The organism is Streptomyces mayonensis (genome assembly GCF_018982965.1).
Taxonomy (GTDB): Bacteria; Actinomycetota; Actinomycetes; order Streptomycetales; family Streptomycetaceae; genus Streptomyces; species Streptomyces mayonensis.
In genome coordinates, this window is record NZ_JACBYP010000065.1 from 1 (window position 1) to 15,111 (window position 15,111).

The 15,111-nt window shown below is 74.3% G+C and carries 10 protein-coding genes; 9 read left to right on the top strand and 1 reads right to left on the bottom strand.

What is annotated here, in order from left to right:
- The first annotated feature begins 118 nt into the window (after positions 1 to 118).
- The 9 genes from HZS56_RS22945 (at position 119) to HZS56_RS22985 (ending at position 13,068) form a co-directional block, all read left to right on the top strand.
- Entirely contained in the window at positions 119 to 769 is a 651-nt protein-coding gene (locus tag HZS56_RS22945; protein ID WP_216722663.1) for an HAD family hydrolase, read from the top strand.
- A 445-nt stretch (positions 770 to 1,214) separates the two neighbouring features.
- Positions 1,215 to 2,297: a methionine ABC transporter ATP-binding protein gene (locus tag HZS56_RS22950; RefSeq protein WP_216722664.1), complete on the top strand. Its 1,083-nt coding sequence runs from the start codon at positions 1,215 to 1,217 to the stop codon at positions 2,295 to 2,297.
- Positions 2,294 to 3,031, top strand: a complete 738-nt coding sequence (locus tag HZS56_RS22955; RefSeq protein WP_216722665.1) for a methionine ABC transporter permease — start codon at positions 2,294 to 2,296, stop codon at positions 3,029 to 3,031. Before HZS56_RS22950 ends, HZS56_RS22955 begins: the two co-directional genes overlap by 4 nt.
- A gap of 71 nt (positions 3,032 to 3,102) precedes the next feature.
- The gene (locus tag HZS56_RS22960; protein WP_216722666.1) at positions 3,103 to 3,930 is read left to right on the top strand and encodes a MetQ/NlpA family ABC transporter substrate-binding protein; all 828 of its coding nucleotides are present in this window, start codon (positions 3,103 to 3,105) and stop codon (positions 3,928 to 3,930) included.
- 171 nt (positions 3,931 to 4,101) lie between these two features.
- Positions 4,102 to 4,740, top strand: a complete 639-nt coding sequence (locus HZS56_RS22965) for a GNAT family N-acetyltransferase (RefSeq protein WP_216722667.1) — start codon at positions 4,102 to 4,104, stop codon at positions 4,738 to 4,740.
- Between the two features lie 119 nt (positions 4,741 to 4,859).
- On the top strand, positions 4,860 to 6,080 hold the full coding sequence (gene cbiE, locus HZS56_RS22970) for a precorrin-6y C5,15-methyltransferase (decarboxylating) subunit CbiE (RefSeq protein ID WP_216722668.1): 1,221 nt from the start codon (positions 4,860 to 4,862) through the stop codon (positions 6,078 to 6,080).
- A gap of 344 nt (positions 6,081 to 6,424) precedes the next feature.
- Entirely contained in the window at positions 6,425 to 10,651 is a 4,227-nt protein-coding gene (gene cobT, locus HZS56_RS22975) for a nicotinate-nucleotide--dimethylbenzimidazole phosphoribosyltransferase (RefSeq protein ID WP_216722669.1), read from the top strand.
- Positions 10,652 to 11,015: 364 nt separating this feature from the next.
- The gene (gene cobA, locus HZS56_RS22980) at positions 11,016 to 12,248 is read left to right on the top strand and encodes a uroporphyrinogen-III C-methyltransferase (protein WP_216722670.1); all 1,233 of its coding nucleotides are present in this window, start codon (positions 11,016 to 11,018) and stop codon (positions 12,246 to 12,248) included.
- A gap of 1 nt (position 12,249) precedes the next feature.
- The gene (locus HZS56_RS22985) at positions 12,250 to 13,068 is read left to right on the top strand and encodes a TrmH family RNA methyltransferase (RefSeq protein ID WP_216722671.1); all 819 of its coding nucleotides are present in this window, start codon (positions 12,250 to 12,252) and stop codon (positions 13,066 to 13,068) included.
- 130 nt (positions 13,069 to 13,198) lie between these two features.
- Here the strand turns inward: HZS56_RS22985 and HZS56_RS22990 are convergent, their stop codons facing one another.
- Positions 13,199 to 14,689 (bottom strand): serine/threonine-protein kinase, encoded by a 1,491-nt coding sequence (locus HZS56_RS22990; RefSeq protein ID WP_216722672.1) that lies wholly within the window; start codon positions 14,687 to 14,689, stop codon positions 13,199 to 13,201.
- Between the last annotated feature and the right edge of the window lie 422 nt (positions 14,690 to 15,111).

A 15,111-nucleotide genomic window follows, 5' to 3' on the forward strand; every position in this document is an offset into this window, starting at 1 on the left:
ACACCGGCCGGCCCGCCACCCCGGGCCGGCCGGTGTGCCCCGGGCCGGCCGGTGCGGTGGTCCGGGCTCGGCGTCCGGTGGTCCGGGCGGGGGGCTGCGGCCCCGTAGGGTCGAGGGCATGAAGCTCCACGCACAGGCCCTCCTGTTCGACAACGACGGAACCCTCGTCTCCTCCCTCGACTCCGTGCAGCGCTGCTGGACGCGGTGGGCCGGTGAGTACGGGATCACCGCCGAACAGTTCGCGCGGGTCGAACTCCACGGGCGTCCGGCCGCGGAGATAGCCGCCGACCTGCTGCCCGCCGCCGTGGTCCCGCAGGCCGTCGCGCGCATCGAGCAACTCGAGGTCGAGGACGTGCCGAACGGCGGCGTGCACCTGCTGCCCGGCACCCGCGGGTTCCTCGACGCCCTCCCCGCCGACCGCTGGGCCGTCGTCACCTCCGCGACCCGCCGCCTCGCCGAGGCCCGCCTCGACGCCGTCGGCATCCTCCCCAAGACCCTCGTCGCCGCCGACGACATCACCCGCGGCAAGCCCGACCCCGAGCCCTACCTCCTGGGCGCCCGGGCCCTGGGCGTCGACCCGGCCGACTGCGTCGTCTTCGAGGACGCCCCCGCGGGTCTCCAGGCCGGTCGCGCCGCCGGGATGCGGACCGTGGCGTTGGCCACAACCCACCGGCCCGGCGAACTTGACGCCGACCTGGTGGTCACCGACCTGTCGGCCCTGTCCGCGCTGGTCACCGACGCGGGCGTCGAGATCTCCGTACGGGGCTGACGCCCGCGGGCCCGCCCGGCCGCCGCCCGCCGCTGTCCAGCAAGGTGTCCATCATGCGGACAGCGGCGCCCGGGCCCGAGCATACGTCTGCTTTACTGAACGCATGAGCACGACGAGCGACCGCACCGCTGCGACCGAGGCGACGACCACGCCCGGTGCTCGTTGTATGTCTCCTTGTGCGTGTCGAATGTGCGCCTTCTAGAGGGCCCCTGCAGCACCTGAGCCTCGCGCCCCGAAGCGAGCGCCCGCTCACGCCCGCGCCACCGGCTGAGCCACGTCCCGCGCGCACGTCTTCGCCCCTCGGGGCTCCCCCTCGGGGTTCCCGGTCGCTACCCGCCACCGCGAGAACCGTGCCGCGCCGCGAAGGACCCACGCCCCCGAAGAACAACGCCCCGTGCCCGGCGCCCACCACCGCGCCGCGCACTCGACAGTGACGGAAACCCACGTGATCACCACATCGGGCCTCACCAAGGTCTACCGCTCGCGCGGCCGCGAGGTCACCGCCCTGGACGGCGTCGACCTGCACGTGCGCGAGGGCGAGGTGTACGGCGTCATCGGCCAGTCCGGCGCCGGCAAGTCCTCACTCATCCGCTGCGTCAACCTCCTGGAGCGTCCCACCGCCGGCACGGTCACCGTCGCCGGCCAGGATCTCACCGCGCTGGCGGGCCGGGGTCCCCGCGCGGGCCGCGAACTGCGGCAGGCGCGCAGCCGCATCGGCATGGTCTTCCAGCACTTCAACCTGCTCTCCGCCCGGACCGTGCAGGACAACGTCGAACTGCCGCTGGAAATCCTCGGCAAGTCCGGAAAGGAACGTTCCCGCAAGGCGCTGGAACTGCTCGACCTCGTCGGCCTCGCCGACAAGGCCAAGTCCTACCCGGCCCAGCTCTCCGGCGGACAGAAGCAGCGCGTCGGCATCGCCCGCGCCCTCGCGGGCGACCCCAAGGTGCTGCTCTCCGACGAGGCCACCAGCGCCCTCGACCCGGACACCACCCGCTCCATCCTCCAGTTGCTGCGCGACCTGAACCGGCAGCTGGGACTGACCGTCCTGCTCATCACCCACGAGATGGACGTCGTCAAGAGCATCTGCGACTCGGCCGCCCTCATGGACCAGGGCCGCATCGTCGAATCCGGCACGGTCGGCGAACTCCTCGCCACCCCGGGCTCCGAACTGGCCGCCGCGCTCTTCCCGGTCGGCGGCGACGCCTCCGGCGACGACCGCACCGTCCTCGACGTCACCTTCCAGGGCGAGGCCGCCACCCAGCCCGTCATCTCCCAGCTCTCGCGCACCTACAACATCGACATCTCGATCCTCGGCGCCGCCATCGACACCGTCGGCGGACTCCAGGTCGGCCGGATGCGCATCGAACTGCCCGGCCGCTACGAGGACAACGTCGTGCCCGTCGGCTTCCTGCGCGAACAGGGCCTGCAGATCGACGTGGTGAACGAGGCGCCGGACGCCCCGCACGCCCCCGACGCCCCCGACGCACCCGGTACGCCGGACTCGCTGGTGAAGGAGGGCGCCAAGTGACCTGGTCGCAGATGCAGCCGCTGCTCGAGCAGGCCTCCTGGGAGACCCTGATCATGGTCGGCTGGTCCACCCTGATCGCCGTCGTCGTCGGCCTGCCGCTCGGCGTGCTCCTCGTCCTCACCGACCGGGGCGGCCTGCTGCAGAACGTCGTGGTGAACAAGGTCATCGGCCAGATCGTGAACATCGGCCGCTCGATGCCCTTCATCATCCTGATGGTCGCGCTGATGAGCTTCACCCGCTGGGTCACCGGCACCACCATCGGCAGCGAGGCCGCGATCGTGCCGCTCGCCATCGGCGGCATCCCGTTCTTCGCGCGGCTCGTCGAGACCGCCGTGCGCGAGGTCGACGGAGGGCTCGTCGAGGCCGTGCAGTCCATGGGCGGCAACACCTGGACCATCGTCCGCAAGGTGCTGGTCCCCGAGGCGCTGCCGTCCCTGATCGCCTCGACCACCACCACGGTCATCGCCCTCATAGGCTACTCCGCCATGGCGGGCACCGTGGGCGGCGGCGGCCTCGGCGACCTCGCCGTGCGCTACGGCTACCAGCGCTTCGAACCCGGCTTCATGTGGATCACCGTCGCACTCCTCGCCGTCGCCATCTCACTCATCCAGTTCGCCGGCGACTACGCGGCCCGCACCCTGCACCGCCGTGGCGGACGCGGCGGTGCAGGCCCCAGGCTCCGGCTGCTCAGGGCCAAGGAGCCCGCGGCGGCCGACGTCGGCAAGGTCGCCTGACCGGTTCCCCCCCCAAGACTCCCCGCCGTTACCCCGGCCGGGGCCGCATCACCTCAGGAAAGGCACTTTTCGTGCGTAACACCGCCAAGATCACGACCGCCGTCCTCGCCGCCGGAGCCCTCACCCTCGGGCTCTCCGCCTGCGGCTCGGACCAGGACGCCGCCTCCGACACCTCCGGCCCGCTGGTCGTCGCCGCGAGCCCCACCCCGCACGCCGAGATCCTCGACTACGTCAAGGACAACCTGGCGAAGGACGCGGGACTCGACCTCGAGGTGAAGGAGTTCACCGACTACGTCACGCCGAACACGGCGACGGAGGACGGCTCCGTGGGGGCCAACTACTTCCAGACCCAGCCCTACCTCGACGACTTCAACAAGAAGAACGGCACCCACATCGTGTCCGTCGTCGACGTGCACCTGGAGCCCCTCGGCCTCTACTCCCACAAGGTGAAGAAGGCCGACGACCTGAAGAGCGGCGCGACCGTCGCCGTCCCCAACGACACCGTCAACGAGGGCCGGGCCCTGCAGCTGCTGGCCGCCAACAAGATCATCACCCTCAAGGACGGCGTCGGGACCGCGGCGACCCCCGCGGACATCACCGACAACCCGAAGAAGCTCGAGTTCAAGGAGCTGGAGGCGGCCCAGACCCCGCGCTCCCTGGACGACGTGGACGCGGCGGTCGTCAACGGCAACTACGCCATCGAGGCCGACCTGAAGCCCGCCCAGGACGCCCTCGTCCTGGAGAGCGCCAAGGGCAACCCGAACAGCAACCTCCTCGCCGTCAAGGAGGGCCAGGAGGACGACCCGCGCGTCAAGAAGCTCGCGAAGCTCCTGAACTCGCCCGAGGTGAAGAAGTTCATCGAGGACAAGTACGCGGGCGCCGTCCTGCCCTCCTTCTGAACACCTCCGCCGAACACCCCTCGGAACATCCTTTCGAGCCGAACCCCGCGTCACCCACCGGGTCCGCTCCGTGCCCACGGGGCGGACCCGGTGGTGCGGTTGCGTGCTTTCATGCTGCATGCTGGGCAGTTCGAGCAGGCCCTGACGGTTACCCAGGTTACGGAGCGGCGCATGACGAGCACCTTCCCCAACATCTCCATCAGCACGGAGCGGTTGGTGCTGCGCCCCCTCGACGAGGACGACGTCCCCGCCCTGGCCGCGATGATGAACGACGAGCAGGTCGCCGCCTGGACCCACGTCCCCCAGCCCTTCACCGAGAAGGACGCCGGCCGGTGGATCGGCGACCACGCACCGGCCGAACGCGCCGCCGGACGCGGACTCGACCTCGCCGTCACGGAGTTCCTCACCCAGCGGCTCGTCGGCCTCGTCCGGCTGACCCGGACCAACTGGCACGTACGGTCCACCGAACTGTCCTACATAGTCGCGCCCTGGGCCCGCGGCGAGGGATACGCCTCCGAGGCGGCGCTCGCCACCGCCCAGTGGCTCTTCGGCGACCAGAAGTTCGAACGCGTCGAACTGCGCACCGCGGCCGACAACACCGCCTCCCAGCAGGTCGCCCAGAAGATCGGCTGCATCAGCGAGGGCGTGCTGCGCGGCGCGTGCATCGCACGGGTCCGCACCGACGACGGCACCTGGACGGACGTACGCACCGACTTCATCGTCTGGAGCCTGCTGCCCGAGGACCTGGAGGGGGCGGCCGGGCAACCGGTCGGCGACGGCGGTTTCACCACCTTCACCGACTGGAACTGATTCCCCGGGGCCCCACCGGCCTCGCCGCCGCGTGCCCGGGCCGCACCGGGTACCCTCACGGGGCGCACCCGCGACGGATCCGCGACCACGACCTGCGAAAACCCTGGAGACTTACGACGATGGCCGACCGGGTCACGGTGATCGGCTGGGACGGTTCGCCGCTGACCGCCGCGGCGCGCTCCGCACTGGGCGCCGCGACCCTGGTGGCCGGAGCCGCCCACCACCTGGCGCTTCCCGAGGTCCCGCCCGCCGCCGAGCGCATCCGCCTCGGCAGCGTCGCCCTCGCCGCCCGCCGCATCGCCGCCCATCGCGGCACCACCGTCGTCCTCGCCGACGGCGACCCCGGCTTCTTCGGCGTCGTACGCACCCTCCGGGCCCCCGAGTACGGCCTGGAGGTGGAAGTGGTCCCCGCCGTCTCCTCGGTGGCCGCCGCCTTCGCCCGCGCCGGAATGCCCTGGGACGACGCCCACGTGGTCGTCGCCCACCCCCGCACCCTGCGACGCGCGGTGAACGTGTGCCGGGCCCACACCAAGGTCGCGGTCCTCACCTCGCCCGGCGCGGGACCCGCCGAACTCGGCCTGCTGATGGAGGGCGTCCACCGCACCTTCGTCATCTGCGAGGAACTCGGCACCACCCGTGAGCGGGTCACCGTCGTCACCTCCGACAAGGCCGCCGACCACACCTGGCGCGACCCCAACGTCGTCATCGTGGCCGGCGGGAACACCGGGCCGGGCGCCGCGCCCGACGGAGCCGGCTGGATCGCCGGCCGCACCCCCGCCGCCGGACCGCGCGGCTGGTCGCTGCCCGCCGAGGCGTACGGCGGTGAGCTGGGCGAGGGCGAGACCGACCTGCTGCGCACCGCCCAACTCGCCCGGCTCGGGCCCCGGCCGGGCGACCTCGTGTGGGACATCGGCTGCGGCGGCGGCGCCTTCGCCGCCGAGGCCGCCCGCGCGGGTGCCGCCGTCATCGCGGTCGACCGCGACCCGGACGCCTGCGCCCGGACCGAAGCCGCCGCACGGCACTTCGGCGTCCAGGTGCAGACCGTCCACGGAAGCGCCCCGCACGTCCTGGAAAACCTGCCCGAACCGGACGTCGTCCGGGTCGGCGGCGGGGGAGCGGCCGTGGTCCTGGCGGTCGCCGACCGCCGGCCCGAGCGCATCGTCGCGCACGCCGCTACCCGCGACGCGGCCGAACTCGTGGGCAGAAACCTGACGGAGCACGGCTACCGGGTCGAGTGCGCGCTGCTGCAGTCCGTCGGACTCGACACCCGGGCCTGGACGGAGACGGAGCGGAGCGTCGCGTTCCTGCTCAGCGGGGTCCTCCCGGACCGCGCCCCGTGATCGGGTTGTCGTACTGCCGGGGTAGGCTGGCGGATTGTTGTACCGCATGGGGGCACCTGGGGCTTCGTCGTCCAATGTCCTGAAAACCGGTCAGTTGTGGGCGGCATGTGGTACGGCAGAACCGAAGGACGCGCAACGTGGCGCAGTCCACAGCGGGCCGTCGCGGATCGAGCTGTCGTGGCGGGGGAGCGGCCGCGACAATGCCACTCAATGGCTTTGTCGTCTTTTCCCGCGGGTCGTTCGTGCCGCAGGGCACGCACGCTCGTTCTCACTGTGGGGCGGTCGGTGCGCCGTCCCGGGCGAGCTGGTCGTAGAAGCACTAACCGATGGGCGAGGGGTTACGCATGACCGACACCGGCCAGATCCCGGGCGAGGGGCTGCCGGAGAACGCAGGCATGGTGGAGCAGCCGGGCGTCCCCGCACCCGGCGCGTACACCTACCTCTCCGAGGCCGACGCCGAGGACGAGGACCTGCTGTTGCTGCCGGGAGCCCAGAGTGCTTGGGGCAACGAGGTCGCGCCGCCCGCGCCGGAGCCGGTCGTCGAGACCGTGCACCAGCCGGGCCCGCATGAACTGTCCGGCCGTGACAGCGGTTCGGTCGACCTCGGTGGCGTCCGCCTGCCCGACCCCGCTTCCGCCCCGGCTGCGCCGCGCAGACCCCTCCATCTCGGTCCGCCGATCCCGGACGCCTCCGCGAGCCCGGTGCGCTCCCTCGCCGACCGCGGACCCGCCGCCGTACCGGTGCGGCACCCGGCCCCGGCGACCGCCGGCCCCGAATACCTCGACGTCCCCGAGGCCGCCGCGACGCCTCCGCAGCCGGCGGCGCCCTGGGGAGCACAGGCGGCACCGCAGGCCGTCCCCGCGCAGGCCCCGGTGAGCGCCGGGGCGGGGGATGCGGAAACGGTTGTTCCGGTACCCGGCCGGGAGCCGGAACCGGCGGGCGCGGCCCAGGCCCTCGTGACGCGCGTGGCCACGGAGGCCGGGGCGGCGACCGGCGGTGCCGCGGGGGAGGCCGGACAGCCCGGGCAGCCCGCAGGCCCCGGGGAGGCCGACGGGTCCGGCGAGCAGACCGGCGCAGCCGGGGGAGAGGCTGCGGAGCCCGCGGCCGGGGGCGGTCACGAGGCGCCGGGGGCGCGGGAGTTCCCCGAGCAGCAGGCGGCCGCGGACGGAACGGACGGCGCCGAGGAGGGCGTGAGCGCACAAGTCGCCGCGGACGCAGCCCCGCAGCCGGCTCCGGCGAGGGAAACCCCCGCGTCGCAGGAGGGTGAGACCCCGGCTCCGCACGCGTCGCCGGAGGTCCCGCTTCCCGAGCCGCGCGTGGCCCAGGACGGCCAGGTGGCCGGCGCGCCCGGTCGCGTCGAGCCGATGGCCACCCCCGCGGACACCCCGGCCCCCGAGGCCACGGCACCGGGCACCGCCGTCGGCTCTGCGACGCCGGGCACCGTGGATACTGCGGAGCCCGTGGATACCGCGGGTGCGGTGGCGCCGGGCACCGTCGGCACGGAGGGCACGGAGGTCACGGAGGTCACGGAGGTCACGGAGGCCCCGGAGACCCCGGGGGGCACGGAGACCCCGGAGGCCGGGCAGGCCACGGCGGGTGTTGAGCCGCCGGCTCCGGATGCCGTTGGCCCAGGAACCGTTGCCCCAGGAGCCGTTGGCCTCGCGGCCGGTGCTCCGGAGGCCGGCGCTCCGGCTTCGGGAGCCGTCGCGCCGGATGCCGTTGCCGCCCAGGCCGTCGCGCCGGAGGCCGTTGAGTACGAGGCCGACGAAGCCGATTCCGCTGCCACCCCGTCCGCCCAGCCCCAGCCGGCCGATCCCCAAGCCGCTGGTCTCCAGACCGTCGGATCCGAGCCCGTCGGATCCGAGCAGTCCTCGGAGCCCGGGGCACAGGCGGTCGCCGACCTGCCCGAACCGGTGGTGGTCGCGGACGCACAGGGGCAGCCCCAGCCGCCGGTGCCGACCGCACCGCAGGAAGCGGCGCACCCGCATCCGGACGGGCCGTCCGCGCCGCAGGAGACGGCGGTGGCCCAGCCGGGCTCTCCGTCCTCGTCCGACGCCGCCGCCACCCGCCCTGACGCCCGGCCGGGCGCCGGCCAGCCGGTCGCGGACCACGCGCCCGCCGACCAGGCCGTTGCCGACCAGCACGCTCCCGGCCGACCGGTCGCTCAGGGGGACGCGCAGGAGGCCGCCCGGCAGGAAGCCGTTCCTCTGGCAACCACCCCGCAGGAAGCCGCGCCGCAGACGGACGCCACGGAAGCCCCGGCCGTCGCGGACCCCGAGGCCGTCGCGGTCGCCGCGGACGCCGACGGCTTCGAGGTGTCCGCCGAAGCCGAAGACGAATCCGCCCCCGACACCCCGACCGCCGGCGGGACATCCGGGTCCGCTCCCGAGCCCGCCCCGGGTCCCCACCCGGACGCGCCCCGCACCGCGGAACACCCCGCGGCCCCGGACGTCCCGCAGTCCGCACAGGGCCCCCAGGCCCTCGTGGGCCCCGACACACCCGACGTACCGCAGGAAGTGGCCGTGGCCCCCAGCACGTCCGAACCCGCGGAGCCAGCCACGGCTCCGGTGCCCGCCGCCGGGCAGGAGACGCCGCCCGGGCCGCCGCACACCGCCCCGACCCCGCCCGAGGCTGTCCTCGTCGCCCCCGAGGAGCTCGCAGCCGGACCGGCCGCCGCAGAGCTCCCCGCCCGGCGCGAGGCCGACTCCGAACTCGCCCAGAACGCCGACGACCTGGCCACCCGCGCCGCCGACCAGGAGGACCGGGAGGGCCTGGAGGCCCTGGAGGACCGGGCGGACCGGACCGCCGACGACGTACCGGAGGCGTCCCGGCCCACCGGCCCGGCGGCTCCCGCCTACGACGACGCCGAGCGCGAGGCCGTCCTGAAGGTCATGCGTGAACGCCGGGACATCCGCAACGGCTTCCGCAGCGACCCCATCCCGCACGAGGTACTGCTCCGCGTCCTGGAGGCCGCCCACACCGCGCCCTCCGTGGGCCACTCGCAGCCCTGGGACTTCGTCGTCATCCGCTCCGAGGACACCCGCCGCGCGATGCACGAACTGGCGATGCGCCAGCGCGACGCGTACGCCAAGTCGCTGCCCAAGGGCCGGGCGAAGCAGTTCAAGGAACTGAAGATCGAGGCCATCCTCGACACACCGGTCAACATCGTCGTCACGGCCGACCCGACGCGCGGCGGCCGCCACACCCTGGGCCGCCACACGCAGCCGCAGATGGCGCCGTATTCCTCCGCGCTCGCCGTCGAGAACCTCTGGCTCGCCGCCCGCGCCGAGGGCCTCGGCGTCGGCTGGGTCAGCTTCTTCGACGAGCGCGAGATGGTCCGGGCCCTCGGCCTGCCCGAACACCTGGACATCGTCGCGTACCTGTGCGTCGGGTACGTCGACGAGTTCCCGGACGAACCCGAGCTGATGCAGGCCGGCTGGTCCAAGCGGCGCCCGCTGTCCTGGGTGGTCCACGAGGAGACGTACGGCCGTCGCGCCCTGCCCGGCGAGGCGCCGCACGACCTGCTCGCCGAGACCGTCGCGCAGATCCGCCCGCTGGACGCCAAGGCGCTCGGCGAGGCCTGGGAACGGCAGAAGCGCATGACCAAGCCGGCCGGCGCGCTCGGCATGCTGGAGATCATCTCCGCCCAGCTGTCCGGCCTGTCCCGGCAGTGCCCGCCGCCCGTCCCGGAGCCCGCGGCCGTCGCGGTCTTCGCCGGCGACCACGGAGTCCACGCCCAGGGCGTCACTCCCTGGCCGCAGGAGGTCACCGCCCAGATGGTCGCCAACTTCCTGGGCGGCGGAGCGGTCTGCAACGCCTTCGCCGCCCAGGTCGGCGCCGAGGTCTGCGTCGTGGACGTCGGTGTCGCCACCGACCTGCCCGCCACGCCGGGGCTGCTGCCCCGCAAGATCCGCGGGGGCACCTCCGACATGACCACGGGTGCCGCGATGACCCGCGAGGAGGCCAAGCAGGCCGTCGAGGTCGGCATCGAGACCGCCCGCGACCTGGTCGCGGCCGGCAACAAGGCGCTGCTCACCGGCGAGATGGGCATCGCGAACACCACCGCGTCCGCCGCGCTCATCTCCGTCTTCACCGGAGCCGACCCGGCCGAGGTCACCGGCCGCGGCACCGGCATCAACGACGAGACGCTGGCCCGCAAGACCGAGGTCGTCCGCCGCGCCCTCGAACTCCACCAGCCGGACCCCGCCGACCCCGTCGGTGTCCTCGCCGCGGTCGGCGGTTTCGAGCACGCGGCCATGGTCGGCCTGCTGCTCGGCGGCGCCTCCCTGCGCACGCCGGTGATCCTGGACGGCGTCAGCGCCGGTGCCGCCGCCCTGGTGGCCCGCGCGATCGCCCCCGAGGTGCTGGCCGCCTGCATCGCCGGGCACCGCAGCGCGGAGCCCGGCCATGTCGCCGCCCTCAACAAGCTGGGCCTGCGCCCGCTGGTCGACCTCGACCTCCGCCTCGGCGAGGGCACCGGCGCGCTGCTCGCGTTGCCGATGGTGCAGAGTACGGCGCGGGCGATGCACGAGGTGGCGACGTTCGACTCGGCGGGTGTCACCGAGAAGTAGGCGGCACCCGGCGGGGCGGGCGGCCGCGGCACGGATCCGCGACCGCCCGCCCGCGCCGGTTCACCGGATGCGATTCACCTTCCGGCCCCGCGCAGGACGCGCCCTCGGCCGCCGGGCCGCCCCAGCGCCCACGGGCCGTCCCGCCGGATGCCGGACGCGTCTCGTGCCGTCCCCGCACGTCTCCTAGAATCCGCACGTATCCCCACGTCAGACCCTTCGGAACCGCCACACCTGCCACACCCGCCACACCCGCCGGACCGTCATGCCCATCGGGACGGTCAGACCCGTCAGACCCGTCAGCCACGTCAGGGCCGCTCCAGAGCCGCAGCGCCCACCGCACAGCCAGGACGAGGAGCCCACCCTCATGGCCGAACATCCCGCCTACCCCGTAGGCCTCCGCCTCACCGGCCGTCGCGTGGTCGTCCTCGGCGGCGGGCAGGTCGCCCAGCGCCGCCTGCCCGCGCTCATCGCTGCGGGCGCCGACATCCACCTCGTCTCCCCGGAGGCGACCCCGTCCGTCGAGGCGATGGCGGACGCGGGCGAGATCGCCTGGCAGCGGCGCCCGTACGCGGAGGGCGACCTCGCCGACGCCTGGTACGCCCTGATCGCCACCAGCGACACCGAGGCCAACGCCGCCGCCTCCGCCGAGGCCGAGCGGCACCGGGTGTGGTGCGTACGCTCCGACGACGCCGACCGTGCCACGGCGTGGACCCCGGCCACCGGACACAGCGAGGGAGTCACCGTCGCCGTCCTCACCACCGACGCGCGCCACCGCGACCCGCGCCACACCGCCGCCATCCGCGACGCCGTGGTCGAGGGACTGCGCGACGGCACCCTCGTCGCCCCGCACCGGCGCACCCGCACCGCAGGTGTCGCCCTGGTCGGCGGCGGCCCGGGCGACCCCGACCTGATCACCGTCCGCGGCCGCCGGCTGCTCGCCGAGGCCGACGTCGTCATCGCCGACCGGCTCGGCCCGCGCGATCTGCTCGCCGAACTGCCGCCGCACGTCGAGGTCATCGACGCCGCGAAGATCCCCTACGGCCGCTTCATGGCCCAGGAGGCCATCAACAACGCCCTCGTCGAGCACGCCGAGCAGGGCAAGTCCGTCGTACGGCTCAAGGGCGGCGACCCCTTCGTCTTCGGCCGGGGCATGGAGGAGGCACAGGCGCTGGCGGAGGCGGGCATCGCCTGCACCGTCGTCCCCGGCATCTCCAGCTCCGTCTCGGTGCCCGGTGCCGCCGGCATCCCGGTCACCCACCGCGGCGTCGCCCACGAGTTCACCGTGGTCAGCGGCCACGTCGCCCCCGACGACGAGCGCTCCCTGGTCGACTGGCCGTCCCTCGCCGGACTGACCGGCACGCTCGTGATCCTGATGGGCGTCGACAAGATCGGCAAGATCGCCGAGACCCTCGTGGCGCACGGCAAGTCCCCCGACACCCCGGTCGCCCTCGTCCAGGAGGGCACGACGGCCGCCCAGCGCCGGGTGGACGCCACCCTCGCGACCGTCGCCGAGGTGGCCGTCGCACAGGAGGTCAGGCCGCCCGCCGTCATCGTCGTCGGCGAGGTCGTCGCCGTGGGCCCGCACGGGACGGCCTGACGTGGCCGGCCTCATCACGATCGACGACCCCGACGACCCGCGCCTGCACGACTACACGGGCCTGACCGACGTCGAGCTGCGCCGCCGCCGCGAACCCGCCGAGGGCGTCTTCATCGCCGAGGGCGCCAAGGTCATCAGACGGGCCGGCGAGGCGGGCTACGCGATGCGCTCGATGCTGCTGTCCGCCAAGTGGGTCGACACCATGCGCGACATCATCGACGAGGCCCCGGCCCCGGTGTACGTCGTCGACCCGGCGCTCGCCGAACGCGTCACCGGCTACCACGTGCACCGCGGCGCGCTCGCCTCGATGCAGCGCAAGCCGCTGCCCACCGCGGCCGGCCTGCTGACGGCCGCCCGCCGCGTCGTCGTCATGGAGTCCGTCAACGACCACACCAACATCGGGGCGATCTTCCGTTCCGCCGCCGCGCTCGGACTGGACGCCGTCCTGCTCTCCCCGGACTGCGCGGACCCCCTCTACCGGCGCAGCGTCAAAGTCTCGATGGGCGCCGTCTTCTCCGTGCCCTACGCCCGCCTCACCACCTGGCCGGCCGATCTGGAAACGGTCCGGGACGCGGGCTTCACCCTCCTCGCCCTCACCCCGGACGAGCGTGCCGAGCCCCTCGACGAGGTCGCCCCGCACCGCATGGACCGGGTGGCCCTCATGCTGGGCGCGGAGGGCGACGGACTGACCCGGCGGGCCCTGGCGGCGTCCGACGCGTGGGTCCGCATCCCGATGTCCCACGGCGTCGACTCCCTGAACGTGGGAGCGGCGGCCGCGGTCGCCTTCTACGCGGTGACGACGGGCCGCCCCTCGGCGTAGGCCGCTGCCCGGCACGGAACCGTCCTCGGTCCGTGCCCCGGCGCGGACCGGTGTACGACGCGACTGCCCACGGCAAGCGGGGGCGCGGGGCGCGGCCGGGGGCCGTGGACCCCGCGGCGCGCCGTCAGCTCTACCCGCCACCGGGCAGGCCGCCCGGCAGACCCCCGGGCACCGACACCTGCTCGTACCTCTGCTCCTGCTGCGCCGCCCGTACGCCGCCGTGGTCGTCGCCGAGCCCGCGCGACGGCCCCTGGCAGCCCTGCGCGGCAGCGATACCCAGTGCCACCAGCAGCGTCACCACCACGAACACGAACAGCCGCTGCCGCAGCAGCCGCGGATTGGCGGGCCGCCGCCAACCGGTCCCCTTGGTCCTGGGCGCCGTACGGCCTGTCCCGCCGCGCGGCGCGGACCTGCCCCCCTCGGTGCGGGACGGGTTCCGGCCGGACGTGTCCCGGGACGCGGATGCGGGCCGGGACGCCGACCGGGCCCCCGCACTGCCGCCGCCCCGGGACGCGGCCCCACCGCGCGAGCCGGAGCCGCCGCGCGAGGGAGCCGAGCCGCGGGGCGGCGGCGTGGAACTGCGGGAAGGGGCCGAGCCCCGCGACGGAGCCGAGCCCCTGGAGGCGGCCGGCCCGCGCGACCCCTGTGTGCCGCGCGGTGCCGGAGTGCCCTGAGCACCCGGCCTGCCCTGCGAACGCCGCGGTGCCCGCTCCGGATAGGTGTCGGCCAGCGGTCCCGTCGGCAGATCCGCCTCCGCGGAGCGCGGTGCGGGCGGCCGGGCGTCGGCCAGCCCCTGGGCCTCCCGGGCGGCGATCTCCTTGAGGCGCAGCGACAGCTGCAGGGTGCTGGGGCGTTCGTCGGGATCCTTCGCCAGGCACGCCCGCACCAGTGGCGCGAGGGCGTCGGGGACGCCGTGCAACTGCGCCTCCTCGTGCACCACGCGGTACAGCATCACCTCGGAACTGCCGTGTCCGAAGGGCGAATCGCCCATCGAGGCGTACGCCAGCGTGGCCCCGAGGGAGAACACGTCCGTGGCCGGTGTGACCGCGGCACCGCGCACCTGCTCGGGCGCGAGGAATCCGGGGGAGCCGACGGCGGTCCCGACGTGCGTGAGGGTGGAGGCGCCCGTCGCCCAGGCGATTCCGAAGTCGATGATCCGCGGCCCCTTCGGGGACAGCAGGATGTTGGACGGCTTCAGGTCCCGGTGCACGACCCCGGCCTCGTGGACGGCGACCAGACCTTCGGACAGTGCGGCGCCCACGGCGGCGACGTCGGCCGCGACGAGCGGGCCCCCGTCGGCGACCTTGTCGTGCAGTGAGGGGCCGGGAACGTACTGCGTGGCGAACCAGGGGCGGTCCGCCTCCAGGTCCGCGGCGACCAGGCGGGCGGTACAGCCGCCCCGGATGCGCCGGGCCGCCGACACCTCGCGCGCGAACCGCGACCGGAACTCCTGGTCCTCGGCCAGGTCCGGCCGGATGACCTTCAGCGCGACCCGCTGCCCCTTCTTGTCGGAGCCCAGGTAGACCACGCCCATTCCACCCGCGCCGAGCCGCCTGTGAAGCCTGAACGAGCCGACGACGCGCGGGTCCTCGCGCCTCAGGCGCATCATCGCCATGTTCATCCCCGCTGCCCGGTCCCTGTGACGAGCCACAGCTTACGTTTCCACGGCCGCCCGCGCGCAGAGGCCGCGCCCTCCCGGGGCGACGGATTGTCAGTGCAGGGCGCGAGAGTTGAGAACCGGTCAGGAAGACCTGAGCGGTCCGGGGGACCGGACCACCCGCGATCCCAATGCCTCGGCGCCGAGGGGGTATTGGAGTGGGGGAGGGAGGCGGTCGGGGCGCGGCGGACGACAGGGGAACGCGGTCCCGTGCAGGTGGCGCGGCCGTTACCGGGCCGGGCCGCCGGGGGCGAGGAGGCCGCGTGTCGGGCCGCCCGGAGTGATCGAAGTCACCGGACAGTACGGCGATACCGGGGCACGCGGGACACCCCGTGGGGGAAGACCCCGAGACCCGCGACGAGACCCATGACCCGGTCTCCACCCAG